This window comes from Novosphingobium hassiacum, assembly GCF_014196055.1.
Lineage (GTDB): Bacteria > Pseudomonadota > Alphaproteobacteria > Sphingomonadales > Sphingomonadaceae > Novosphingobium > Novosphingobium hassiacum.
The window spans coordinates 369,733-394,012 of sequence record NZ_JACICY010000003.1 but is presented as its reverse complement, the minus strand read 5'-3'; the positions used below and the strand labels follow the sequence as shown (position 1 = coordinate 394,012).

24 protein-coding genes are annotated in these 24,280 nt (G+C 63.4%); 15 read left to right on the top strand and 9 right to left on the bottom strand.

Annotation, left to right across the window (positions count from 1 at the left end):
• Window positions 1-81 precede the first annotated feature (81 nt).
• Both GGQ88_RS09105 and GGQ88_RS09100 read left to right on the top strand, forming a co-directional pair.
• A complete protein-coding gene (locus GGQ88_RS09105) occupies window positions 82-774 on the top strand; it encodes a S24 family peptidase (RefSeq protein WP_183612824.1) in 693 nt (230 codons plus the stop codon).
• Between the two features lie 46 nt (window positions 775-820).
• A complete protein-coding gene (locus tag GGQ88_RS09100; RefSeq protein WP_246385693.1) occupies window positions 821-1,489 on the top strand; it encodes an MBL fold metallo-hydrolase in 669 nt (222 codons plus the stop codon).
• Between the two features lie 34 nt (window positions 1,490-1,523).
• Here the strand turns inward: GGQ88_RS09100 and GGQ88_RS09095 are convergent, their stop codons facing one another.
• A complete protein-coding gene (locus GGQ88_RS09095; protein ID WP_183612823.1) occupies window positions 1,524-1,916 on the bottom strand; it encodes an MAPEG family protein in 393 nt (130 codons plus the stop codon).
• Between the two features lie 260 nt (window positions 1,917-2,176).
• Between GGQ88_RS09095 and rpmF the strand changes: the two genes are divergently transcribed.
• The 5 genes from rpmF (at window position 2,177) to GGQ88_RS09070 (ending at window position 5,337) form a co-directional block, all read left to right on the top strand.
• The gene (gene rpmF / locus GGQ88_RS09090) at window positions 2,177-2,356 is read left to right on the top strand and encodes a 50S ribosomal protein L32 (RefSeq protein ID WP_183612822.1); all 180 of its coding nucleotides are present in this window, start codon (window positions 2,177-2,179) and stop codon (window positions 2,354-2,356) included.
• A gap of 27 nt (window positions 2,357-2,383) precedes the next feature.
• The gene (gene plsX / locus GGQ88_RS09085) at window positions 2,384-3,466 is read left to right on the top strand and encodes a phosphate acyltransferase PlsX (protein WP_183612821.1); all 1,083 of its coding nucleotides are present in this window, start codon (window positions 2,384-2,386) and stop codon (window positions 3,464-3,466) included.
• Entirely contained in the window at window positions 3,463-4,440 is a 978-nt protein-coding gene (locus GGQ88_RS09080; protein WP_183612820.1) for a beta-ketoacyl-ACP synthase III, read from the top strand. Before plsX ends, GGQ88_RS09080 begins: the two co-directional genes overlap by 4 nt.
• Before the next feature lie 119 nt (window positions 4,441-4,559).
• Entirely contained in the window at window positions 4,560-4,856 is a 297-nt protein-coding gene (locus GGQ88_RS09075) for an integration host factor subunit alpha (protein WP_183612819.1), read from the top strand.
• 10 nt (window positions 4,857-4,866) lie between these two features.
• A complete protein-coding gene (locus GGQ88_RS09070) occupies window positions 4,867-5,337 on the top strand; it encodes a MerR family transcriptional regulator (RefSeq protein WP_183612818.1) in 471 nt (156 codons plus the stop codon).
• Between the two features lie 124 nt (window positions 5,338-5,461).
• Here GGQ88_RS09070 and GGQ88_RS09065 read toward each other — a convergent pair whose 3' ends face one another.
• Together GGQ88_RS09065 and GGQ88_RS09060 are read right to left on the bottom strand one after the other, a co-directional pair.
• Window positions 5,462-6,007 carry a histidine phosphatase family protein gene (locus tag GGQ88_RS09065; protein WP_183612817.1) on the bottom strand — a complete coding sequence of 182 codons (546 nt, stop codon included), beginning with the start codon at window positions 6,005-6,007 and terminating at the stop codon, window positions 5,462-5,464.
• Window positions 6,004-8,673 carry an ATP-dependent DNA helicase gene (locus GGQ88_RS09060; RefSeq protein ID WP_183612927.1) on the bottom strand — a complete coding sequence of 890 codons (2,670 nt, stop codon included), beginning with the start codon at window positions 8,671-8,673 and terminating at the stop codon, window positions 6,004-6,006. Before GGQ88_RS09060 ends, GGQ88_RS09065 begins: the two co-directional genes overlap by 4 nt.
• Before the next feature lie 242 nt (window positions 8,674-8,915).
• Here GGQ88_RS09060 and GGQ88_RS09055 point away from each other — a divergent pair, with 242 nt between their 5' ends.
• The gene (locus GGQ88_RS09055; protein ID WP_183612816.1) at window positions 8,916-9,716 is read left to right on the top strand and encodes a flagellin N-terminal helical domain-containing protein; all 801 of its coding nucleotides are present in this window, start codon (window positions 8,916-8,918) and stop codon (window positions 9,714-9,716) included.
• A gap of 116 nt (window positions 9,717-9,832) precedes the next feature.
• Window positions 9,833-11,437, top strand: a complete 1,605-nt coding sequence (locus tag GGQ88_RS09050) for a lysine--tRNA ligase (RefSeq protein WP_183612815.1) — start codon at window positions 9,833-9,835, stop codon at window positions 11,435-11,437.
• Here the strand turns inward: GGQ88_RS09050 and GGQ88_RS09045 are convergent.
• On the bottom strand, window positions 11,434-13,299 hold the full coding sequence (locus tag GGQ88_RS09045; protein ID WP_343057141.1) for a DUF885 domain-containing protein: 1,866 nt from the start codon (window positions 13,297-13,299) through the stop codon (window positions 11,434-11,436). The genes GGQ88_RS09050 and GGQ88_RS09045 overlap by 4 nt on opposite strands.
• Window positions 13,290-13,982 (bottom strand): prolyl hydroxylase family protein, encoded by a 693-nt coding sequence (locus GGQ88_RS09040; protein ID WP_246385691.1) that lies wholly within the window; start codon window positions 13,980-13,982, stop codon window positions 13,290-13,292. Before GGQ88_RS09040 ends, GGQ88_RS09045 begins: the two co-directional genes overlap by 10 nt.
• Between GGQ88_RS09040 and GGQ88_RS09035 the strand changes: the two genes are divergently transcribed.
• The gene (locus GGQ88_RS09035; RefSeq protein ID WP_246385688.1) at window positions 13,954-14,586 is read left to right on the top strand and encodes a MarR family winged helix-turn-helix transcriptional regulator; all 633 of its coding nucleotides are present in this window, start codon (window positions 13,954-13,956) and stop codon (window positions 14,584-14,586) included. The two genes, GGQ88_RS09040 and GGQ88_RS09035, sit on opposite strands and share 29 nt — an antisense overlap.
• A gap of 75 nt (window positions 14,587-14,661) precedes the next feature.
• Here the strand turns inward: GGQ88_RS09035 and GGQ88_RS09030 are convergent, their stop codons facing one another.
• Window positions 14,662-15,666, bottom strand: coding sequence for an RcnB family protein (locus GGQ88_RS09030; protein ID WP_246385685.1), 1,005 nt, complete (start codon window positions 15,664-15,666; stop codon window positions 14,662-14,664).
• A 456-nt stretch (window positions 15,667-16,122) separates the two neighbouring features.
• Between GGQ88_RS09030 and GGQ88_RS09025 the strand changes: the two genes are divergently transcribed.
• A complete protein-coding gene (locus GGQ88_RS09025; RefSeq protein WP_183612813.1) occupies window positions 16,123-16,593 on the top strand; it encodes a DUF6265 family protein in 471 nt (156 codons plus the stop codon).
• Window positions 16,594-16,620: 27 nt separating this feature from the next.
• Here GGQ88_RS09025 and ettA read toward each other — a convergent pair whose 3' ends face one another.
• Window positions 16,621-18,294, bottom strand: coding sequence for an energy-dependent translational throttle protein EttA (gene ettA, locus GGQ88_RS09020; protein ID WP_183612812.1), 1,674 nt, complete (start codon window positions 18,292-18,294; stop codon window positions 16,621-16,623).
• 137 nt (window positions 18,295-18,431) lie between these two features.
• On the opposite strand from ettA, the gene GGQ88_RS09015 reads away from it, so the two are divergent.
• Entirely contained in the window at window positions 18,432-19,760 is a 1,329-nt protein-coding gene (locus GGQ88_RS09015; RefSeq protein WP_183612811.1) for a M28 family peptidase, read from the top strand.
• Here GGQ88_RS09015 and GGQ88_RS09010 read toward each other — a convergent pair.
• Together GGQ88_RS09010 and GGQ88_RS09005 are read right to left on the bottom strand one after the other, a co-directional pair.
• Window positions 19,757-20,767, bottom strand: coding sequence for a sensor histidine kinase (locus GGQ88_RS09010; protein WP_183612810.1), 1,011 nt, complete (start codon window positions 20,765-20,767; stop codon window positions 19,757-19,759). The two genes, GGQ88_RS09015 and GGQ88_RS09010, sit on opposite strands and share 4 nt — an antisense overlap.
• A gap of 103 nt (window positions 20,768-20,870) precedes the next feature.
• Window positions 20,871-22,118, bottom strand: a complete 1,248-nt coding sequence (locus GGQ88_RS09005; RefSeq protein ID WP_183612809.1) for an acetyl-CoA C-acetyltransferase — start codon at window positions 22,116-22,118, stop codon at window positions 20,871-20,873.
• A gap of 170 nt (window positions 22,119-22,288) precedes the next feature.
• On the opposite strand from GGQ88_RS09005, the gene GGQ88_RS09000 reads away from it, so the two are divergent.
• The 3 genes from GGQ88_RS09000 (at window position 22,289) to GGQ88_RS08990 (ending at window position 24,244) form a co-directional block, all read left to right on the top strand.
• Entirely contained in the window at window positions 22,289-22,693 is a 405-nt protein-coding gene (locus GGQ88_RS09000) for a hotdog fold thioesterase (protein WP_246385683.1), read from the top strand.
• Window positions 22,694-22,838: 145 nt separating this feature from the next.
• Window positions 22,839-23,858, top strand: coding sequence for a PAS domain-containing protein (locus tag GGQ88_RS08995; protein ID WP_425490428.1), 1,020 nt, complete (start codon window positions 22,839-22,841; stop codon window positions 23,856-23,858).
• Window positions 23,855-24,244, top strand: coding sequence for a response regulator (locus tag GGQ88_RS08990; RefSeq protein WP_183612807.1), 390 nt, complete (start codon window positions 23,855-23,857; stop codon window positions 24,242-24,244). The genes GGQ88_RS08995 and GGQ88_RS08990 overlap by 4 nt, the downstream gene beginning before the upstream one ends.
• Window positions 24,245-24,280: the final 36 nt, after the last annotated feature.

Below are 24,280 nucleotides of genomic sequence, written 5' to 3'. Positions count from 1 at the left end.
GACTCGAAATAGGATTTTTCCTATATTGACGACGAAGTCCTACAAGGCTAGGAAAAGTCCTTCGACAATGGAGTGACGGTCATGGAAGCTGAAACTGATGCCGGCGCGCGTTCGCGATTGGTCGTGCTCGCGGCAATGCGCGGTATCAGCCTGGCTTCGCTGTCCGCGATGATCGGTCGCAACCAGACGTACCTCCAGCAGTTCGTACGCAAGGGAAGTCCCCGGAAACTCGAGGAAAATGACAGGCGCACGCTGGCCCACTTCTTCGGTGTGAACGAAGCGGAACTGGGTGCACCCGTGGCTGCGAAGATCATCGGTGGTGGTCGCGAGGCCGCGGCCAGATCACCTGCGGCGTATCGCGCCTCGCTCGCCGAATGGGCTGACGTGCCGCGCCTGCCGCTGGGTGCCTCTGCGGGGCCGGGGGCGCATGCGGCGGAGGAAATTCCCTCTGGCCGCCTGCGCTTTTCGAACCGCTGGCTCAAGGCGCAAGGGCTTGAGCCAGTGATGCTGTCGGTAATCGAGGTTGAAGGCGATTCGATGGAGCCGACGCTGCGCGATGGTGATGAGATTCTTGTGGATCGGACGCCGCGACCGCTGCGCTCGGGCATCCATGTGATCAGGCTGGATGACGTGTTGCTGGTCAAGCGGCTCGAAACAGGCCCTGGCGGCACCTTGCGGGTAATCTCTGACAACGCGGCTTATCCGCGCATGGAGCGATCAGCGCTGGACGTCGAGATCGTCGGCCGCGTGGTGTGGAAGGGTGGCAGGCTTTGATTTGGCGGCCATTGCAATTCGCGTGAGCAGCCGCCAAATCCAGCTGATGACCCAGCCAGCACTCGCGCCGCCTATGAAGGTGGCGATCATCCCCGTTACGCCGCTTCAGCAGAACTGCACGTTGGTGTGGTGCACGAAGACGATGCGCGGGGCGTTCATCGATGCGGGCGGGGATATCGACAGGCTCAAGCTGGCGGTGGAACGCTCCGGCGTGACGATCGAGAAGCTGTTGGTGACGCATGGTCACATCGACCATTGCGGGATGACCGGTATCCTCGCTCGCGATCTCGGCGTGCCAATCGAGGGTCCGCATGAGGCCGACAGGTTCTGGATCTCGCGGTTGGACGAAGATGGCAAGCGCTGGGGCATCAACGGCGAGGTGTTCGAGCCGACCCGTTGGCTGAACGATGGCGACACCGTCACGATTGGCGAGCTTGAGCTCGATGTAATCCACTGCCCAGGCCACACGCCGGGCCATGTCATCTTCCACCATGCGCCCTCGCGCTTTGCGATCGTAGGCGACGTGTTGTTTCAGGGCTCGATCGGGCGGACCGATTTCCCAATGGGAAATCACCAGGATCTGATCGACTCGATTACGCAAAAACTCTGGCCGCTCGGCAATGACGTGACGTTCGTGCCGGGACATGGCGATACCAGCACGTTCGGGCGCGAGCGCCAGACGAATGCCTATGTGAGCGACTACGCGCTGGCTTGAACTGCGGCGGGCCCGCGCGAGCCCGCCAGCGCTCTTACATGTCCAGTGCGATCGATACCGCCCAGACGCCGAGGCCGAGCAGCGTGAGCATCGTGATCAGGGTGCCGACGGCGCGTAGCGAGCCGAGCTTGCCGCCGTCCATGCCGATGCCGTGGGCGACGCGGCCCAGCATGTAGAGTGCGGTGACGCCTGTCAGGAACGGGTTTCCGGTGCGCGCGAGTTCGATCACCGCAATCATCACCAGCACGATTGGCGTGTTTTCGATGAAGTTGGCCTGCGCGCGCATGCGGCAGACCAGGTCGGCATCGCCGCCATCGCCGATGCTGATCTTCTTGGCGGATCGAACCATGCCGATGCGCATAGACAGCCAGATGTTGATCGCGGCGGCTGCTGCGACGGCGCACAGTGTGATTGGCAGAATTGTCATGTAAACGTGGACTCCCCCTCGGGCGGCCAATTTCGACCGGCTCCCGTGACCTTGCTAGCGCGCGCGAGCTTGCAAAGCATCAGGAAATCCGTATAGGCGCGCCTTCGCCTGCGTTGGGCGAATCCCGTTCCTGTTGCGCTTGTCGCAGCGTACGGGTCCCGACCCCGACTTTCATGGTCGGGTTGGGGCTTGTGCGAGGGTACGGTTTTCCCTATCGCGCCCGAGACAAACGTTAGCAATATTCAGGAACAGGTGCCGAAATGGCCGTCCCCAAAAGAAAGACTTCGCCCTCCCGTCGGGGCATGCGCCGCAGCCATGACGCGCTGTCGCCCGATGCATTCCATGAATGCTCGAACTGCGGTGAACTGAAGCGTCCGCACAACCTGTGCAACGCTTGTGGCCACTATAACGGTCGCGAAGTCATCGCCGTCGGGCTCTAAGCCCATCAACGGGGGGGTATCGGGATCATGAGTCTGCCGCGTATCGCCGTCGATGCGATGGGCGGCGACGTGGGCGTGCGCGTGATGATCGAAGGCGCGGCGCTCGCGCGTCGTCGTCACGATCGTTTCAAGTTCCTGCTGGTCGGGGACGAGGAGCGCATAAAGCAGGCGCTTGAAAACCACCCGAATTTGCGCGGCGCGTCGGAGATCCTCCACGCGCCCGATGTCGTCAGTGGCGACGAAAAGCCGACACAGGCGCTGCGTCGGGCCAAGACCACATCCATGGGCTTGGCGGTCAACGCAGTGAAGGTCGGTGACGCCGGCGCTGCGGTCAGTGCGGGCAATACCGGCGCGCTCATGGCGATGGCCAAGCTTGCCCTGCGCACGATGCCGGGGATCGATCGGCCGGCGCTTTCCGCGCTGTTGCCGACGCTTGGCGATAACGACCTCGTGATGCTCGACCTTGGCGCGAACACCGATTGCGACGCACGCAACCTGGTGCAGTTCGCGATCATGGGCGCGGCTTATGCGCGCATCGTCAGCAATCTCGATGCGCCCCGCGTGCGGCTGCTCAACATCGGAACCGAAGAGAACAAGGGCACCGATTCGCTGCGCGATGCGGCGAACCAGCTCAAGGCGCTGGCGGACGAACTCGCGATGTCGTTCGATGGCTTTACCGAGGCGGACAAGCTTTCGCGCGGCGATGTCGACGTGGTCGTGACCGACGGATTTTCGGGCAATATTGCGCTGAAATCGATGGAAGGTGCGGCGCGCTTCGTGGCCGATCTGCTGCGCCGCAGTTTCTCGTCGTCGTTACGCTCGAAGTTCGGTTTCCTGATCTCGCGTCCGGCGACCGAGCTACTCAAGCATCACCTGGACCCGAACAATCACAATGGCGCGGTTTTCCTTGGACTTAACGGCATCGTGGTGAAGAGCCATGGCAGTGCTTCGGCCGGTGGCGTGGCCAATGCGGTTGCGGTTACTGCCCGATTGCTCGAGGAAAATCTGACCGAACGCATCCAGGCCGACCTCACTCGCGTGGGTGCCGAAGCGATCCGCACAACCGGGCGCGGACGGTCTGCAGCAATGAGCAACGAGAGCGCAGCATGACCATTCGCGCAGTATTTCGTGGCAGCGGTTCGGCCCTGCCAAAGCGGGCGGTGTCGAACGCCGAGATGGCGACGATGGTGGACACGAGCGACGAATGGATCGTCGAGCGCACCGGCATTCGCAATCGCTATATCGCAGGTGAGGGCGAGACCACTTCGACGCTGGCGACCGAAGCTGCGCGCAAGGCTTTGGAATCGGCTGGTATCGAAGCGTCTCGCGTCGATCTGATCGTGCTTGCGACCGCCACGCCCGACCAGACGTTTCCGGCTACCGCGACGATCGTGCAGGACAAGCTGGGCTGCAACGGCGGCGTGGCGTTCGATGTTGCGGCGGTGTGTTCGGGCTTTCTCTATGCGCTGGCGACTGCGGATTCGATGATCCGCACCGGCATGTCGAAGTGCGCGCTGGTGATCGGTGCGGAGACTTTCAGCCGCATTCTCGACTGGGAAGATCGCACCACCTGTGTGCTGTTCGGCGATGGCGCGGGCGCGGTCGTGCTTGAAGCACAGGACGTGGACGAGAGCGATGCGGCGGCCCCGGGGATCATTGCGACCCGGCTGCATGCCGATGGCGCGCACAATGAAATGCTGTTCGTTGATGGCGGGCCTTCGACCACGGGAACGGTCGGCAAGCTACGCATGAAGGGGCCTGAGGTGTTTCGCCACGCGGTCAAAAATCTGGCAAGCGTCCTTGTCGAAGTGCTTGATGCGTCTGGCAAAAAGTCCGACGATATCGACTGGGTCGTGCCGCATCAGGCCAATCTGCGCATCCTCGATGCCACTGCGCGCAAGCTCGGGCTGCCATCCGAAAAGGTCGTGGTGACCGTCAGCCAGCATGCCAACACCAGCGCAGCGTCGGTGCCACTGGCTTATGACACGGCGGTGCTCGACGGGCGGATCAAGCCGGGTGATCTGGTTATGTTCGAAGCGATGGGCGGCGGCTTTACCTGGGGTGCCTGCCTCGCGCGGGTCTGAAGTCTCAAAGTCGGACATATCCCGTCCCGGCAATTCCCGTGCGATTGCATTGCGTTCCATGAAAATGACGTTATCCTGCGTGATGGTGGGTCGTTTTGAAATCAGGGAGAGCGGGGGGAATGCGTTCCATAGGTACTTTGACGCGGGCCGATCTGGCCGAGAGCATCAACCGCAGGGTTGGGCTTTCGCGGGCGGATTCGCTGGAGATGGTGGAGTCGATACTCCGCCATATGTGTGGGGCGCTGGCCGACGGCCAGAACGTCAAGATTTCGGGCTTCGGCACGTTCCTGTTGCGCGACAAGGCGGAGCGGGTGGGGCGCAATCCCAAGACAGGTATCGAGGTGCCAATCACCCCACGCCGTGTCTTGAGCTTCCGCGCCAGTCAGATGCTGAAGGACCGTATCGGCACGGCCTGAGTGCCGTGACGTGAGCGCATCCGAACACACTGATTCTGCGGCAGAACTTCCCGATTTCGGGGATGGGAAGGACGCTGGTGCCCTGCGCACCATCGGTGAGGTGACGAGTGCGCTCGGCATCAAGCAGCATGTTTTGCGGTACTGGGAAGAGCAGTTCCCGACCCTTCGTCCGCTGACGCGGGCGGGGGGGCGGCGCTATTACCGCCCCGAAGATATCGCATTGATAATGCGGATAAATCGCCTGCTGCACCACGAAGGCTATACTATCAAAGGTGCCAAACAGGCGCTGAGTGGAAAGTATGGGGGTTCACGGGGAGGTACCGGGGAGAAGTCGGGGAGACCTACCGGAGATCCGGGTGAAACCGCACGCGTGGCGGCGGGGTCGGTGGCTGGCGGAGAGCCGGATGCCGCATCGTCGAATCCGTTGGCAGAGATACTCGCTTCGATCCGCGAACGGTTGGCTGCTGCGATCGAGGATTAGATCGCCTATTGCACAGCTGAGACGTGCTGAACCCTTGCTCCATGACAAGGCCTGAGGCCCCCGCCTTCGCGGGGGAGCGGTGATAATAGACGGGACGCGCTGTTGCTGTCGGTGCGCGCTGCCGTCAGTCCACCAGTTGCGGACCGAGCGCCGGGTCCAAGTCCCGCGGGCGCTTCAGTTCCACCAGTCGCGCGCCGCCTTCCGCCAGATCCGACCAGCGGTCGATGTCCAGTTCCAACACGGCGAAAGTGGCGGTGGGGAACTTTTCTTCGACCAGATCGCGCAGCGGCGAGCTGCCGTCGTCGGGCACCAGATCAAAAATCAGGTCTTCGAGGCCGGGGTTGTGGCCGACCATGAGGACGCTGGCAGGATCACCCTCTATTTCCTTGAGCAGGTCGATCAGGGTGGCCGAGCTGGCGAGATAGATGCGGCGGTCCCATTCGACCTTGAAGGTGCAGCCCCAGGCTTTGCTCGCTTCTTCGACCGTTTCGGCGGCGCGGACGGCGGGGGAGGCGATCATGCGGTCGAAGGTGCGGCCCGTGTCGCGGATGTAGGCACCCATCGCCTGTGCGCCGCGTTGACCGCGCGCATTGAGCGGGCGATCGAAATCGCGGGCGCGGGCATCGCTCCAGTCCGACTTGGCGTGGCGGAAAAGGGCGAGTGTCTTCACGAAATCCCCTCGGGTCGCTTGGCGGCGGCTTCGGCTCCAGAAACACTGGCGGCGACGCTTTGTAAAGCCGCATCCAGCGTAACGCGGCGGATCGGCGTGCCGGGCGGGAAGGCGCTGAGCAGGCGCGAGGGAAAGGCCGAGGACAGGACGACGAAGTGGCCCTTGTCGTCTGCAGAACGGATCAGGCGACCGAATGCCTGGGCAAGGCGAGCGCGGATGATGCGGTCATCATAGGCCTGGCCACCGCCCCCTTTGCCATGGTTGGCGAGGCGGCGGGCGCGGTGGAGGATCGAGGGTTTGGGCCATGGCACCTGTTCCATGATCACCAGCCGCAGCGAGTGGCCGGGGACGTCGACGCCATCGCGCAACGCGTCGGTGCCGAGCAGCGAGGCGCGCGGATCGTCGCGGAAAATGTCGACCAGCGTGCCGGTGTCGATCGGATCGACGTGCTGCGCGAACAGCGGCAAGCCCCCGCGCGCCAGTCGGTCGGCAATGCGGCCATAGACCGCGCGCAACCGGCGGATCGCGGTGAACAGGCCGAGCGCGCCGCCGCCCGAGGCTTCGATCAAGCGACCGTAAGCAGCGGCAAGGCCGGGAATATCGCCCTTGGCGACATCGGTGACGATCAGCACTTCGGCCTGATTGGCGTAATCGAATGGGCTGTCGGCGGCGAACAGGCGCGGGGCGAGGTCGAGGTGGGGTGCGCCGCTGCGCTGGACTGCGCTGTCCCAGTCGTCACCATCGCGCAGGGTGGCCGAGGTCATCATCACGCCGTGGGCAGGAGCGAGGACAGTTTCGGCGAACGGCTTCATCGGATCGAGATAATGGCGGTGCAAGCCGACATCCCATTCGCGCCCGTCCGAGCGTTCGACGCTGAGCCAGTCGACGAAATCGGGATCGCCGGGGCCGCCGAGGCGGGCGAGCAGCGCGATCCATCCGGCTAGCAGGTCGGTGCGCCAGCCGATGGCACCGCGTGCGCCTTCGATGCGGGCGCGGGCAGGGCCGTCGAGCCAGTCGGGGCCGTCCTCTATCAAGGCTTCGAGGCGGAGCCCCAAGCGGACCAAGGGTTTGCGCAGCGATTCGAGCGCTTCCTGCGCGCGTCCTGCGACTTCGATGAACGCGCCGTCGAGTTGCGCGACTTCGGTTTCAAGCGCGTAGCCCGCGTCCTGTCCGCCGCTTTCATCGCGGGCGTAGGTAAGCGCGCGTGCGGCGCTGAGCAGGTCCTCGATCGGGCCGAGGGGTGTGCCTTCGACGATGCGGGCGAGCCAGCCTTCGGACGGCAGGGCTTCGGCGGCATGGCGGGCCTGTTCGACGGCACGGCCGCCCTCTTCGTCATAGCTGGTGACATCGGCGAGGCGGGCGGAGAGGCCGCGTCTGCGCCCGCGCGATTTGGCTTCGGGGCCGATGACCCAGCGACGCAGCTCGATGGTCTCCGCGCCGGTCAGGGCGGAGGAGAAAGTGGAGTCCGCCGCTTCGAACACGTGGTGGCCTTCGTCGAACACGATCCGCGTCGGGCGTTGTGCCGGATCGCGTCCGCGTGCGGCGTTGACCATGACCAGTGCGTGATTGGCGATGACCAGTTCGGCCTGCGCAGAGGCGCGCGAAGCGCGCTCGATGAAGCATTTGCGGTAGTGCGGGCAGCCGGCGTAGACGCATTCGCCGCGCTGATCGGTCAGTGCCGCAATGCCGCGCTTGCGGAACAGCGTACCGAGCCAGCCGGGCAGGTCGCCGCCGATCATGTCGCCGTCCTGCGAATAGGCGGCCCAGCGCGCGACCAATTGTGCGAGGATTGCCGCGCGTCCGCCAAACCCGCCCTGGAGCGCATCTTCGAGGTTGAGCAGGCACAGGTAGTTCTCGCGGCCCTTGCGCACGACGACGGGCGGCTTGCCGTTACGCTCTGCCGGGAAGGCGCGGCGGCTTTCGCGGCGAAGCTGGCGTTGGAGGGCCTTGGTGAAAGTCGAGACCCAGACGGTGCCGCCCGACTGTTCGGCCCAGAGCGAGGCGGGGGCGAGGTAGCCGAAGGTCTTGCCGGTGCCGGTGCCTGCTTGCGCCAACACGACGTGCGGCTGGCGCAGTGCACCGCGCGGGGCGAAGGTGCGCCCGGTTTCCCGGGCGTATTCGCGCTGGGTGGGGCGGGTTTCTGCGCCTGCGCCGGTAAGTTCGGCAAGGCGGGTGGCAATGGCCTGATCGCTGAGCGTGACTTGCGCGGGCTGCGGGCGTTCGGGCGCTTCTTCCCATTCGGGCAGGCGTGCGAAGAGCCAGCGTTCGGCTTTCTCGGGCTTTTTGATGCGCGGAGTGAGCAGGGTGGACCACGGCCAGCGCATGCGGACCAGCGATTGCAGCGCGGTCCAGGCGCCTTCGCGTTCGGCCCAGTCGGTTCGCTCACACGTGGCGAGAAGGGCTTCGGCGGCTTCCTGCAGCAGCAGGGGCACCTTGTCGTCAGCCACCGGCTCATCCAGCCCTAGCGCGTGGGCCAGGCCCTTGGGGGTGGGGACGACGAACCGGGCTGGGTGAATAAAAGCGTAGAGTTCGAGCAGGTCCAGCCCGGACAAGTCGGGATAGCCGAGGCGACTGGCGACGAGCGGGGCGTTGATCATCAGCAGCGGCGTATCGGCTGCGGCGACGATCGCCTCACCCTTGCCGACACCGCGCGTGCTGTCAGCCATGCCGCCGCGCAGCCAGCAGCCGCCGTGGCTGGCATGGATCGCGGGCAGCGAGAGGGCGGGGCGGACCGTCACCCGCCCTCGATAGAACAGGAATGGAACACGGGGCAAGGGTCCAGCGGCTCGGGCCGGGTGAAATCGGCTTATTTACCGGCGGGCTTAATTCACCCGCCCCGCCGCCGTCCTATGCATCAGTACCAATCTGCAGGGTGTTACTGGCCCTGCCCCATAGTGGAGAATGGGCAATGGCTGTCATCAATACGAACATCAGCGCAATCCGCGCGAGTAACGCTTCGAATTCCGCCAACATGATGCTGGGCACTGCGATGGAACGCCTGTCGACCGGCAAGCGCATCAACGGTGCCAAGGACGACGCGGCTGGCCTGGCCATCGCAACGACCATGACCTCGCAGATCAAGGGCATGGGCCAAGGCATCCGCAACGCTAACGACGGCATTTCGCTCGCTCAGACCGCAGACGGTGCGCTCAACGAAGTGACCGCGATGATGCAGCGGGTTCGCGAACTTGCCGTTCAGGCCAAGTCGGCAACGTACCAGAACACCGACCGCGGTTACATGGACGCCGAGGTTCAGGAACTGAACACGCAAATCAACGACGTGCTCAGCAACGTGAAATTCAACGGCAACAACGTGTTCGGCGCCGCGGACCAATCGTTCACGATCCAGGTTGGCGCGGAAACGACCGATACTGTCGATGTCGTCAGCAAGGGCATTACCGCTGTTGCATTCGATGTGACATCGGTTGCCACCGCCACCACGACGATTACCGGTGTGGACACCTCGCTTGCCGAAGTCAGCGCCGCGCGCGCTTCGTTCGGTGCGGCGCAGAACCGCTTGGAATCGGTGATCAACAACCTCAACGACAATGTCACCAACCTGTCGGACGCACGGTCGCGCATTCAGGATACCGACTATTCGGCAGAAACCACTGCGATGGCCAAGGCCCAGATCCTTTCGCAGGCCTCGACCGCGATGATTGCGCAGGCCAACCAGTCAACGCAGAACGTGCTTTCGCTCCTGAAGTAATTGCCTCCCTCAGGAGCCTCCATGGAAGGGCGGGACCGCGTGAGCGCGGCTCCGCCCTTTCGTTGTGACAGCTTTTGCTTGCGAAACGATGCCCCCCGCGCAAAAGGGCGGGCATCATGACAGACGCCCTGCACACCGCCGCACAGACTTCGAAGGCCTGGCCGTTCGAGGAAGCCCGCAAGATCGTAAAGCGGTATCCGGGCGGCAAACGCGATGCGGCAGGCGTGCTGGTGCCCGTGCTGTTCGAGACCGGCTATGGGCCGTCGGGCCTTCCGCATATCGGCACGTTCCAGGAGGTGCTGCGCACCACGTTCGTGCGGCGGGCTTACGAGACGCTGACCGGGGGGCACCCGACGCAGCTGGTGGCATTTTCGGACGATATGGACGGGCTGCGCAAGGCACCTGACAATGTGCCGAACAAGGCGCTGCTGGAAGCGCATCTTGGCCATCCGCTGAGCCGTATTCCCGACCCGTTCGAGAAGTTCGAGAGCTTTGCCCATCACAACAACGCGATGCTGCGCGCGTTTCTGGATCAGTTCGAGTTCGACTACGAATTCGTCTCGGCATCGGACCGCTACAACGCGGGTGGTTTCGACGAGGCGCTGAAGAACGTGCTGCGCAATTATCAGGGCATCATGGACATCATGTTGCCGACACTGCGCGAGGAACGCCGCAAGACCTACTCGCCGGTGCTGCCGGTGTCGCCGACCAACGGTCAGGTGCTGCAGGTGCCGATCGAAGTGGTCGATGCCGATGCCGGCATCGTGCGGTTTGAGGACGTGACCGGCGAAACGATCGAGCATTCGATCCTGGGCGGCTGGTCGAAGCTGCAGTGGAAGGTCGACTGGGCGATGCGCTGGGTCGCATTGGGCGTCGATTATGAAATGTGCGGCAAGGACCTGACCGACAGCGTCACGCAATCGGGGCGGATTGCCAAGGTGCTCGGCGGACGGCGTCCCGAAGGTTTGATCTACGAGCTGTTCCTCGACGAGAAGGGCGAGAAGATCTCCAAGTCGAAGGGTAACGGCCTGACGATCGAACAGTGGCTGGACTATGGCAGCGAGGAATCGCTGGGGTTCTACCTGTTCCGCGAGCCCAAGAGCGCCAAGTCGCTGCATGTCGGGATCATCCCGCGTGCGGTCGATGAGTACTGGCAGTTCCGCGAGAAGCTGGCCGAGCAGCCGGTCGAACAGCAACTGGGCAATCCGGTGTGGCATTTGTTGCGCACCAATGGCGAGCGCGCAGGGGCGGGCGAGCGGTTGCCGGTGACGTATGGGCTATTGCTGAACCTGGTCGGCGTGCTGGGGGCGAGTGCGACGCGCGAGCAAGTGTGGTCGTATCTTGGCAATTACGTCGAGGATGCGCGGCCCGAGGCGCATCCGGCGCTTGACGTGCTGGTGACCTGTGCGCTGGCCTACAACCGCGATTTCGTCGCGCCGACCCTGCAGAGGCGCAAGCCGGAGGCGGGCGAGGCGCTGGCGCTGGCGGCGCTCGACGAGGCATTGGCGGGCATGTCGGACGATGCGACGGCGGAGGAATTGCAGAACATCGTCTATGAGATCGGCAAGGACCCGCACTATGGCTTCGAGGCCTTACGCGACTGGTTCAAGTGTCTTTACGAGACGCTGCTGGGATCGGCGCAAGGGCCGCGCATGGGCAGCTTTATCGCATTGTACGGCGTGGGTAATACGCGCAAGCTCATTGCCGAGGCGCTTGACTAGCCTTTAGTCCTCGCGATCCACGCGCGGACTTTGGCTTCGAGCACGGGCATCGGGAGCGCGCCGCTGCCGAGCACCTGATCGTGGAACTGGCGGATGTCGAAGCGGGGGCCGAGGGTGGTTTCGGCTTCCTTGCGCAGGCGCTGGATCGTCAGTGCGCCGATCTTGTAGGCGAGGGCCTGGCCCGGGTTGGCGATGTAGCGATCGACTTCGGCCTCGGCATCGCTGCGGCCCATGCCGGAATTGTCGAGCATGTATTTAACCGCCTGTTCGCGGCTCCAGCCCTTGGTGTGGAGGCCAGTGTCGACGACCAGCCGCATGGCGCGGAGCATCTCGTCATCGAGCGTGCCCCAGTGTTGCATGGGGTCTTCGTAGAAGCCCATCTGGTAGCCCAGCGTTTCGGCATAGAGCGCCCAGCCTTCGATGTAGGCGGTGTTGCCGCCGAAGCGCTGGAAATCGGGCAGGCTTTCGTTTTCCTGCGCGAGGCTGATCTGGAAGTGATGGCCGGGCGCACCTTCGTGGAGGTAGAGCGTGGCGACGCCGGTGAGGAAGCGGCTTTTCAGGTCATAGCTGTTGAAGAAGAACACGCCCGGTTGGCTGCCGTCGACCGAACCCTGCGCGTAGCTGCCGCCCGCTTCGAAGCGGGCGCGGTAGGCGGGGTAGGACTGGATCTGCAACGGGGTGCGGGGCAGATGGAGGAAGTAGCGCGGGGCGAGCGTATCGACCTTGCGGCCGACCGCGCGGAAGCCCTGCGCCAATTCTTCCTCGGTGCGGGGGTGATACTTCGGATCGGTGCGGATGCGTTCGAAGAACGCGGGGAGCGGGCCGGTGAAGCCGAGCTGGAGCTTGACCGCCTCCATCTTCGCCTGGATCTGCGCCACTTCACGCAGCCCGAGATCGTGTACCGCAGCGGGATCAAGGTCGAGCGTGGTGTGGACGCGGGCCAGCAGGCGGTAAAGCTTGTCGCCGCCGGGAAGTGACGAAAGACCGACCGTTTCGCGCGCGGCGGGGCGGTAGTCCTCGGCGAGGAAGCGGCGCAGGGTGCGGTAGGCTGGGTAGATGCCGTGCGTGGTGACATCGGTGAGTTCACGCGTCAGCTTCGTCCGTTCGGCTGGTGGGATCGAAGCCGCAAACTGGCGGGCGGGCGCGGTGAACGGGGAACGCGCGACCGGCTGGGCCAGCAGGCCGTCGATCTGGACAATCATGTTGTCGACGGTCAGGCGCGGTTCGGTCACGCCGCTGGCCATGCCTTCGCGGAAGCGGGCTATGGCCTGGTCGATCACGCGCGGAAAGGCGCGGTGGCGGGCGATCAGCAGGTCGTAATCGGCAACTGTATCCAGCGCGAGGCCGCTACCGGGGGCGGACAGTTCGGGGTATGCTACATGGAAGCCGCCGAAATGGTTGAACGGCTGCACCGCGAGCTGGGCCTGAACATCGCGGGCGAGCACCGCGCGTTCGCTGCGTTTGGCATCTTCGAACACGGCGCGCGAGATGCGGTGCCGATCATCGAGCCGCGCGGCTTCGATGCGCGCAAGGTCTGCGAGCGCGCGGGCGTTGGCATCGCGCCGCAAACGTTCGAGTTCCGGGGTGAACAGCAGTTCGAACTGGCGCACGGGTACGTGCTGGCCCTGTTCGAGCGCGCCCAGCGGGTCGAGTGCCATGCTTTCACGCGCGTCTTCGGCAAAGATCCGGTCGAGCGCGGTGTTGGCCGAAAGCTGCGGGGTCGCGGGAGGGGCACCATCGATCCTTGCACGGGGCGTGGGTTCGAGCGGGGGTACTTTGCCGGAGAGGGCAGGGGCGCAACCCGATAGTGCGAACGCCAGCGCGATCGCGGCAAGGATAGGGCCGCGCTGGCTTACGACCACGGCCGCGCCCGATACCACCTTGTCAGAACGTATTTCGTGCCATGAACGACCGGAGTCCCGGCGTGCATCGCGTTGGGGTTGGGTGAGCCGTCGGGCTTCATGTTGTTCCAAATCAGGAGGGCACCGGGCTGTGGTGGAATCGTCAGGTCGAGGCGGGTAAATTCGGTGATCCCACCCTCCTCGACGTGATTGAGATAGGCCATCGCAGTCCAGCTACGCTGGCCACCACGCTTTTGTTCCGAATCCCAGAATGGCTGACTGGGCAGGAAGTGGTCGTAATGACTGCGAAATTCCTGACCTGGCGTATAGCGCTGTCCCTGGATGGTCTCGCCGAACGTTGGGTCGATGCCCATCAAGTCGTCGATACGGCGCTGGAGCATGAGGACGAAAGGGTCGAACGGATCGACATCGCCGCTATAGCTGGTGCGGCCGCTGCCATCGGTACCTTTGTATGTGTGTGACGGTCGTGCGACGCTATCCACGATTGCAATCAATCGCGCACATTCATCCCATGTGAAAAAGTCCGCGACGCCGAATATCTCGAGCCCATCGACCGGGATGCGATAGGCGCCCGGATCACCGGACAGGCGCTTGCGCACAGTATCGCCGACCTGCCGCAGCGACTTCTGTTCCGATGAAATGGCTGATTTGCGGTTGAAGATCGTCATGGTCCAAGACGACATGCTTGATCAGCCGGATCAGCGCAAGTCCACGTTGATTGGTCCGGATTGGACACATGGTGACGATTCCATCAAGCATTTAGCGTCACGATCGTTTAACCATGATGACAACGTGAAATCGATTGGGTCGCCGATCGCATTGCTTGTGGTTTCGATGGCTGCCGCTTGGGCAACGGCAGTGTCGAACGCTTGGCCGGGGGGTCGGGATAAGCATGCGGCCGAAGTTTGGAAGGATTGGGGCTTGAGCGCCTACATCGATACGCAGCCTGCAGGCTTGCAGCTTGCCGTTTCGCTATATGCTCTTCGCCGGAAGCGCGATGCTGTAGCTGATCGCAAGGGTCTTTTCGGCGAACCGGGTTGGGACATCCTCCTGGATCTGTTCATCGCTGAGAAGCGCCGGTCCGAGCTGCAGGTGTCGAGCGTCTGTCTCGATGCCAGCGTGCCTTCAACCACGATCCTGCGCTGGATCGCCAGGCTTGAACGTGATGGCCTGATTTACCGTATTGCGGACAACAGCGATGCGCGCCGTCGCTATGTCAGGCTGACCGATGATGGGCGCGCGCTCATGCAATCGGTGTTCAATGCCATTGGCAGCGTCCCCGCCTGACAAAACGAAGACGCCCCGCGCAGGTTGTGCACGGGGCGTCTGTTCGCTTGCCGAAGACTTCCGTCTTGGGCGGATTTACCAGAAGAAGTCGTAGATCACGTCTGCCACTTCGCCCGTGTAAGTGTCCACCAGCAGCACGTCGTCGTAATAGCGGACCCAGCGATACCCGGCGTAAGCCGGCGGCAGACGGTAAGACCACGGATCGTTGATCCAGTAGTTGTTGCCGTAGAAGCCCGAGTTCAGAAAGAACCCGATCGACAGGCGGCTGTAGTTGTAGCCGCGGTACGGCGCGTTGTAGCGCGGCAGCCGGTAGTGGTTGCGATTGGAGCTGCGATAGGAACTCCAGTTGTAGCGGTTGTCGCGACGCCAATCGTTGCTCCAGCGGCGGTCGTTGCGATCGTTGCCGCGCCAGCTGTCGCCGCGATAGTTGTTATCCCTGCGCCAGTTGTCGCCACTGCGGTAGTCGCGGTTGCGATCACGATCCGAGTAAGACGGATTGCGGCCGTTCCAGGTCGTCCCGCGATCGCGATTGGTGCTGCTCCAGTTACGGTCGCGGTTGCCATCGCGATCACGGTTCACATCGCGCGTTTCGGTGCGCGTCGGACCCGAGCCGTTCCAGCGGTTGCCATCCCAGCCGCGTTCCGGGGTGCGGGGCGTGGCTGCGCGCTCGGCCTGCTGCGGGCGGTTTACCGTGCCGCGTTGCCAATCGCGGCCGGGGCGCTCGGTGGTTGCGCGATCCTGCGTGCCCCAACGGGGTGCGTTTTCCGCATTGCCACGGCCTTGCCAGTTCTGCGTAGCAGGGCGTTCGACGCGAGCCGGTTGACCTGGCTGCACGACGCGCGGTTGCGGTGCTTGCTGCGTACGGACCTGGGCCTGAGCTTGCGCGCGATAATCGCCACCGCCGCGTTGACCGTCATTGCGCTGGCCCCGTTCGCCGCCGCGCTCGCCGCCCCACGAACGACCGCCGCGTTCCTGACGCTGCTGGTCTTGCGCAAAAGCGGTTGCGGGAAGCGCCGTCGCGATCATCGCTATCGCTAGCGCACCCAAGGCGCTGTTCTTGAAGAATGATTTGCCGGACATGGTCGCCGACCCTTTCCCGATCTGGTGCCGCAAACATTTTGCGACTTGATAACCGGGGTTTAACCGATTCGCGCTGTCCGATGTCTGAACCGCCTTGGTAGCCTTTCATTCAGGTTTGCGGTTGGTTTGATGAATGGGAGAGGGAAGGGGTAAAGGGGTTCGCGCAGAGGCGCAGAGGAGGCAGAGAGCGCGGAGGAGGAAGGCGCGAGGGGCTTGTCTCCGGCCGATAGGCCCTTGCCAATTCGGTACTGGCTCCCAGTATGTCCTGGGTTGTTGCGGCTTCGCCTAGCGCTAGATTCTGTTAGCCTTCTCCGCGCTCTCTGCCTCCTCTGCGTCTCTGCGCGAAACCCTTCCTGTGTCTCGACTTCGCTCGACACCAACGGGAGCGGGTTTACAAAGACTGAGCGTGGGAGGCATCGTTGCGCTCGTTGGTCGGTCTCCATAGGGGGTGGTATCATGAAGTTCGCGCTGTTTGCAGTTGCTGCGTTCGTTCAGGGTTCGGTTGCGATGGCGGCACCTGCTGCGACATTGGCCGACCTGTCGTGGCTGCAGGGGTCATGGGAAGGCGAGGGGATCGAGGGTGCGCCTGCGCTCGAGGCCTATGCTTCGGCGGCGGGCGGCCAAATGGTCGGGCACTTTCGCCAGTTGAACAAGGATGGGTCGGTGATGTTCTACGAACTGATCACCATCGTCGAGCAGGGCGGGTCGCTGGCCTACAGGCTCAAGCATTTCAACGCCGACCTGACCGGCTGGGAAGCCAAGGACGAAGTCGAGGCCTTCCCGCTGACAGCACGTGGCAACGGGCGCTGGGATTTTTCGGGGTTGGTCTACGAACGCAGCGGACCGGACGCGATGACCGCGAGCGTTGTGGTCAACGGAGCTGGTGGCAAGCAGGAAACGCTGGTGTTCCGCTTCCGCCGCAAGTGAGCGGAGCGGAACACCTGTAGCGACGGATCAGCGCGTCAGCTTCTTGTAGGCAAGGCGCGTCGGACGGTCGGCGGCATCGCCGAGGCGGCGGCGCTTGTCTTCTTCGTAGGCCGCGAAGTTGCCTTCGAACCATTCGACGTGGCTGTTGCCTTCGAACGCGAGGATGTGCGTGGCGAGACGATCGAGGAAGAAGCGATCGTGGCTGATGACCACGGCGCAACCTGCGAAGTTCTCGATCGCGTCTTCCAGCGCGCCCAAGGTTTCGACGTCGAGATCGTTGGTCGGTTCGTCAAGCAGGAGGACGTTGCCGCCGAGCTTGAGCATCTTGGCCATATGGACGCGGTTGCGTTCACCGCCTGAAAGCTTGCCGACGTTCTTCTGCTGGTCCTGGCCCTTGAAGTTGAACGCACCGACATAGGCGCGGGTGGACATCTCCTGCTTGTTGACGGTCATGTAATCGTGACCGTCGGAGATTTCCTGCCAGACGTTGTTCTTGGGGTTGAGGTCGTCACGGCTCTGGTCGACGAAGCCGAGGTGGACGGTCGAGCCGATTTCCACGGTGCCCTCGTCAGGCTGTTCCTTGCCGGTGAGGATTTTGAACAGCGTCGATTTACCCGCGCCGTTCGGCCCGATGATGCCGACGATGCCGCCCGGGGGCAGCATGAACGACAGGTTTTCAAACAGCAGCTTGTCGCCATAGGCCTTGGTGATGCCCTTGGCTTCGATCACCTTGCCACCGAGACGTTCGGGGACTTGAATGACGATCTGGGCCTTGCCGACGGCGCGGTTGTCCTGCGCGTTCTGCAGTTCCTCGAACTTGCGGATACGCGCCTTGGACTTGACCTGGCGCGCGGCAGGCGTCTGCCGGATCCATTCGAGTTCGCGTGACAGTGCCTTCTTCTTGCCGCTCTCTTCGCGGTCTTCCTGTTCGAGGCGCTTGGACTTCTTCTCGAGGTAGGTCGAGTAATTGCCCTCGTAAGGGAAGTACTTGCCGCGATCGAGTTCGAGAATCCAGCCGACGACGTTATCGAGGAAGTAGCGGTCGTGGGTGATCATCAGCACCGCGCCGGCATATTCCTTGAGGTGGTTTTCGAGCCATTCGACGGATTCGGCGTCGAGGTGGTTGGTCGGCTCGTCGAGCAGGAGGATGTCCGGCTTCTGGATGAGCAGGCGGGTCAACGCGATGCGGCGGCGTTCACCGCCCGAGAGGCTGTCGACCGGCCAATCGCCGGGGGGGCAGCGCAAGGCTTCCATCGCGATCTGAAGCTGGTTGTCGAGCGTCCAGCCATCGACTGCGTCGATCTTGTCCTGAAGCTCGCTCATCTCCGCGCCGAGGGCGTCGAAGTCGGCGTCTTCCTCGCCCATCTCCATGCCGATCTGGTTGAAGCGATCGACCATGTCGGCAGTAGCGCGCGCGCCTTCCTTGACGTTTTCGAGCACGGTTTTGGTCGCATCGAGCTGGGGTTCCTGCTCGAGATAGCCGACGGTGATGTGTTCGCCCGGCCAGGCTTCGCCGGTGAAGTCCTTGTCGATCCCGGCCATGATCTTGATCAGCGTGGATTTACCCGCGCCGTTCGGGCCCACGATGCCGATCTTGGCACCCTGGTAGAACTGCAGGCTGATGTCGCTGAGCACGGGCTTTGGAGCACCGGGGAAGGTCTTCGTCATGTTCTTCATGACGTAGGCATATTGGGCAGCCATATCGGGTCCTTGGGAAAATGGCGGAAATGAGTTGCGCCGCCTCTATCCGAGCGCGGGGGCGCGGGCAAGCGGGGTTCATTTGGGAAGGGCTTCGGTGGGGCTTGGCAGGGGCTGAGTGGAAATATAGGCTCAGTTTCATGCGAAACAAACTTTGCGCCGCTGCGCTCTCCGTCCTTGTCCTGTCCACCGCTACACACGCGCAGGAGATGAAGGGCGACGTTGCATGGGACATTCTGGCGGGCCTGACGAGCGAAGTCGGGCCGCGCATGGCGGGCAGCGAGGCCGAGGCGCGGGCGCGGGTCTGGGCGCAGACGCGGTTGACCGCGCTGGGCTTTACCGGGGTGGCAAGCGAGCCGTTTCCGATCCGGGGCTATGTTCGCGGGCGCGATGAGGCGAGCCTGACTGCGCCGATGCCGTTCAGGCTGGCGGTGACCGCGCTGGGCTATAGTGAGACGACGCCGGACAAGGGGATCGAGGGCGATGTCGTGTATTTCGCCACGCTCGATGCGCTCAAGGCCGCGCCTGCCGGATCGCTCAACGGCAAGATCGCGTTCATCGATCATGCGATGAAGCGGAGCCAGGACGGCAGCGGTTATGGGCCTTATGGACAGGTACGACGCGCGGGGCCTTCGATCGCTTCGACAAAGGGCGCGGCTGGCGTGGTCATCCGGTCGATCGGGACCGACAGCCACCGCAATCCGCACACCGGGGTGACGAACTTCCCAGAGGGCGTGAAGCCTATTCCGGCAGGCGCGGTGTCGAATCCGGACGCGGACCTGATCGCGCGGATCGCGGGCAGCGGAAAGCCGATGCGAATATCGCTGACGCTTACGGGCAAGACTACGCCCAACATGACATCGGGCAATGTGATCGGCGATCTGGTCGGGAGCGACCCTTCGCTTCCGCCGATCCTGGTCGGATGCCATCTGGATAGCTGGGATCTGGGGACGGGCGCAATCGACGATGCGGCCGGGTGCGCGATCATCACTGCAGCAGCGTTGAAGGCGCAGGAGGGCGGTAAGCTGCTGCGCACGATCCGGGTGTTGTGGGCAGGGTCGGAAGAGATCGGCGGCTTTGGCGGAAAGGCCTATGCGGACAAGCACACGGAGCCGCACGCGCTGGCGATGGAGAGCGACTTTGGCGCGGCGAAGGTGTGGCGGGTTAACACCAACTTCTGGACGAGCAACAAGGTGCTGGCCGACAGGATCGCCGACTCGCTTTCGCCGATGGGGATCGTTCGCGGCTCGGGTCCGGTAGAGGGTGGCACCGATGTCGAGCCGGTGATCGAGAAGCAGAAGCTGGCGGTGGTCGATCTCAATCAGGACGGGACGCACTACTTCGATCTGCACCACACGCCCGACGATACACTCGACAAGGTCGATCCGGCTGAACTGGCGCAGAATGTCGAGGCGTGGTCGCGAGTGCTGAAGATCGTGGGCAACGAGCCGGGGGTTATCGCGCCCTAATCGAGGTCTTCGGGGAACTCGACTACCGTCGTGACCCCGTTGCTGCCATCGACGTACAGGGTGCCGTTGAGCTGCGAGGCGAAGCCGCGGATGATCGTGGTGCCCAGGCCCTTGGTCCTGGCCGAGCTTTGGTCTTCCTCGATGAAGCCGCGCCCGTTGTCGGCGACGGTCAAGCGCAGGCGGCCCTCATCGATGCGGGAGAGGGTGAGGTGGACCTGCCCGGGCTGGCCTTCGGCGAAGGCGTGCTTGATCGAATTGGTCAGGACTTCGGTGACGAGCAGCATCAGCGTCATCATCCGGTCGACCGCGATGCGGGCATCGACAGCCTCGACCGTGACGGCGACGTGGGTTGCGCCCGCGACGTCCTGCGCCTGCCGAACGACCTGGCCGATCTGGTCGGTGAGTGCGGTCTGGCGTGCGGCGGGATCGTAGAGCTGGCGGTGGACGCGGCCCATCAGTTCGATGCGGGCGTTGGCGCTATCGACCAGAGCAAGCGCCGAGCCGGGTTCGCGTTCGATCCGGCGGCGTTGCAGGCGCAGCATCGACGAAATCGAGGCGAGGTTATTGGCAACGCGATGCTGCAGTTCTTTGAACAGCAAGGTCTGATGGTTGGCCATCTCTGAAAGCTGGCGCTGGTTTGCGACGAGTTGCTGCTGGCGGCGCAAAAGCCCGTCGATCAGTGCGATGTCGACCGCCACCACGAACGCATAAAAGGTTAGCGCGGTTAGAACCGGGCGATCGGCGTGAAACGAGTGGAACGGCGGAATGAACCAGTACCACGCGGAAAGCCCGCTGAGTATGGCGCAGAGCACGCCGGGGCCGCGACCCGCGATGAACGTGCTCAGGATTACGACCGGGAAGAACGTCAGGAAAGGGAAGCCGGGCGGCAACATGCTGTCCGACGCAAACCGGACGATCGTGGCCAAGCCCGCCAGCAGGATTGCCGCGCCGTAACGAGGCACGATGCCGCGAATGGGGCGAAAAATTGTACGCGGCACCGAGTTCATCTTACGCGTCTGTGCCAGCGACTTTTGCCAATTGCAAATAGTTCGCGAAAAGGGCCCCTGCAGCGGGGGCCCTTCAACACGGTTCGTTGTGGGAACACCCAGTTCAGATGCGTTCGATGATGATCGCTGGCGCCATGCCGCCCGCCGCACACATCGTGACGAGACCGTAGCGTCCGCCCGAGCGTTCGAGCTCATCGAGCGCAGTGCCGATCAGGATCGAGCCGGTTGCGCCGATCGGGTGGCCGAGCGCCATAGCGCCGCCGTTGATGTTGACCTTCTCACGCGGCAGGTCGAGATCACGGATGAACTTTTCGGCGACGACGGCGAACGCCTCGTTGATTTCCCAGACGTCGATGTCGGCAACGGTCAAGCCGGCCTTGGCGAGGACCTTCCTGGCGGCGGGCACGGGCGCGTTGAGCATCAGCGTGGGATCGTCGCCCTGGTTGGCATAGGCAACGATGCGCGCGCGCGGCTTGAGGCCGTGCTTTTCGGCATAGGCGGGTGAAGTGATAAGCAGCGCGGCTGCGCCATCGACGACGCCCGACGAATTGCCGGCGTGATGGAAGTGCTGGATCTCAAGATCCGGATAGCGGCGGTTGATCTGCTTGCGGAAAGTGGTGCCGCCAAGATCGAAATCGGCAACGCCTGCAAAGCTGGGCTTGAGCGCGGCGAGGCCTTCGGCAGTGGTTTCGGGGCGGGGAAATTCCTCACGGTCGAGTGCCACCGAGCCGTCCTCGTTAAGGACCGGGACGACCGACTTGTCGAAGCGGCCTTCCTTGATCGCCATGTCTGCCCGCTGCTGGCTGACCAGCGCCAACGCATCGAGAGCTTCGCGTGAAATGCCTTCGATGGACGCGATAGCGTCGCCGCATACGCCTTGGTGCGATTGTGGATGCAGCGCGTCCAGGGCCATGTTGCCCGAGCCCATGCCGAACGGCTTGAACCCGGCGTTCGCCTGTTCCGCGCCGTGGCTGGCTTGGAAGCTCATCATCTCGGTGCCGCCCGCGATAACGCAGTCTTCCATGCCGGACATGACCGACGCGCATGCAAGGTTGACCGAGGTGATGCCGCCGCCGCAGAAGCGATCGAGCGTGGTGCCGCTGGCCGAGATATCATACCCCGCAGCAAGCGCCGACATGCGGCCAAGATCGCCGCCCTGCTTGCCGACTTGCGATGAGGTCGACCAGATGATGTCGTCGACCGTCGCGGTATCGAGATCGTTGCGATCCTTCAGCGCCTTGAGCACGGTCGCGGCAAGGTGCTGCGGATGCAGGTGCGAAAGCGCGCCCTTGCCGGGCTTGCCTACGCCACGCGGGGTGCGAACGGCGTCGATGATCAGGGCGTCAGGCATCGGGGCTCTCCGTCGAGTTGTTTAATCAATCGATTAACCTGCGAGGCTGGCGCGCGCAAGTACAATTCGAAGGCTCGACAGTGTTTCACGGCCATGCCAGCAGTGTTGTGAGACTTTGGCAAAGTGAGAGAGGGTTAAGCTTGATCTGGTGGAACAATGAGATGCCGGCGATGGAGCGACTGACTGCGCTGGGTGATGGCCGTCTTTCGGGGCATCTGGGTATCGAGTTCGTCGATTGCGGCGATGATTGGCTGCGTGCGCGAATGCCGGTCGATCAACGGACGCATCAGCCTTACGGACGCTTGCATGGCGGGGCTTCGGTGGCGCTGGCAGAAACCGTCGGGTCGGTCGCCGGGGCATCGGTGATCGATCCGGATCGGTTCGGCGCCGTCGGCATGGAGATCAACGCCAATCACCTTCGGCCGGCGCGCGACGGCTGGGTCTATGCGACCGCCCGGCCCGAGGCCATAGGCCGTACCACGCAAGTCTGGTCGATCAGGATCGAGGACGATGCGGGCAAGCTCGTCTGCATTTCGCGGCTGACCCTGGCGGTCATTCCGCTGGACCGCAAATAACCTATGATAATGAACTAATTATCGGAACCAACAGGCGGCACCGGCATTTGAGGCGGCAGGTGCCACAGACATGCATGATAATCGTACAGACAAAAATTTCTTTTCCGGATCTGCAACTCACGCCGACATACCGCTCGATCCAGCGGTGACCGGATTTCGCGAGCGGCATCCCGACGATACATTCGAAGGGGCCTCCGGCGTGTTGTACGAGCAAGCAATGGCCAAGACGCGTATGGCGATATGCCTTTGTGATCCCCATCAGGCCGACATTCCCATCGTGTTCGCAAACGCTGCCTTCAGGGACCTGACCGGTTACGAACAGGACGAGATCGTCGGCCATAACTGCCGTTTCTTGCAGGGGCCGGATACGGATCGCGACGCCGTGGCACGCATTCGAACTGCCGTCGAAAAAGAAGAAGTCTGCGTTGTCGAATTGCTGAATTATCGCAAGGACGGCACGCCGTTCTGGAATGCGCTGCACCTTGGCCCGGTCTATGACGCGGATGGTCGGCTGGTCTATCTGTTCGGCAGCCAGTGGGACGTGACCGAAGTGCGCACCGCGCGCGCCGACGAACGCCATGCGCGCGAGTTGGCGCGGGAACTCTCCCATCGCATGAAGAACATGTTCGCGGTGATCGGTGGTATCGTCAACTTTACCGGGCGCGCACGCGGCATCGAAGGTGAAGCGCGCGAGATCAATGAGCGTATCCAGGCGCTGGGCCGTGCCTATGAAACGACGCTTGACGACTCGCACCGTGGCTCGGTCGAGGTCGGGCAGGCAGTTCGCGCGGTGCTGGCGCCTTACGACCCAGATGCGAATTGCTTTGCGTTCGACGGCAACGGGCTGCGATCCGACTTCGCGTCGGTATCGGTGCTGGGGTTATCGCTGCACGAGCTTGCCGTCGATTCGATCAGGCATGGTGCGCTTGCGAGCGCAAGTGGCCGGGTGTTTGTCAGCTGGACGAAAATGACGACTGACGAGGGTGCGGCAATCCGTATCGACTGGGTCGAACAAGGTGGCGGGCCGCGCAAGGTGCCAGCCGCGCCGTCCGACGGGATTGTCGATCGAATGCTGGAATCGGCAAGAGGGGGCATCGTGCGCGAGTGGCATGAGGATGGAATGCGGGCATGTTTGAACATACCCCTGAGGGAGACCGCGCAGTGACGCTGTTGCGGTCTTCAGGCAACGAACCCTGTCGCGTGCTGGTGCTCGATGACGAGCCGCTGATCCTGCTCGACCTGGAGTTTGCGGTCGAAGATGCCGGTTGCAAGCCAATGACCGCGCTCGATTTGGTCGAGGCCTTACGGATCGTCAAGAACAACGCGATTTCCGCTGCCATTCTTGATGTGTCGCTCGGGCGCGGCCAGACTTGCGAGCAAGTCGCGCGGACATTGTCCGCGATGGGTGTGCCCTATGTCCTGCATACGGGCGATCTGGATCGCATGGATGAGACGGTTCGCGAACTGGGCGGGACACTCGTACCCAAGCCGACGCCGGCAGCGGTGGTCGTCGCGCGCGCGCTCGAGCCGCTCTCGAAGCGATTGTCCTGACGGTTTTGCGCTTGTGCGGGTTGCCAGTGTCGCGCC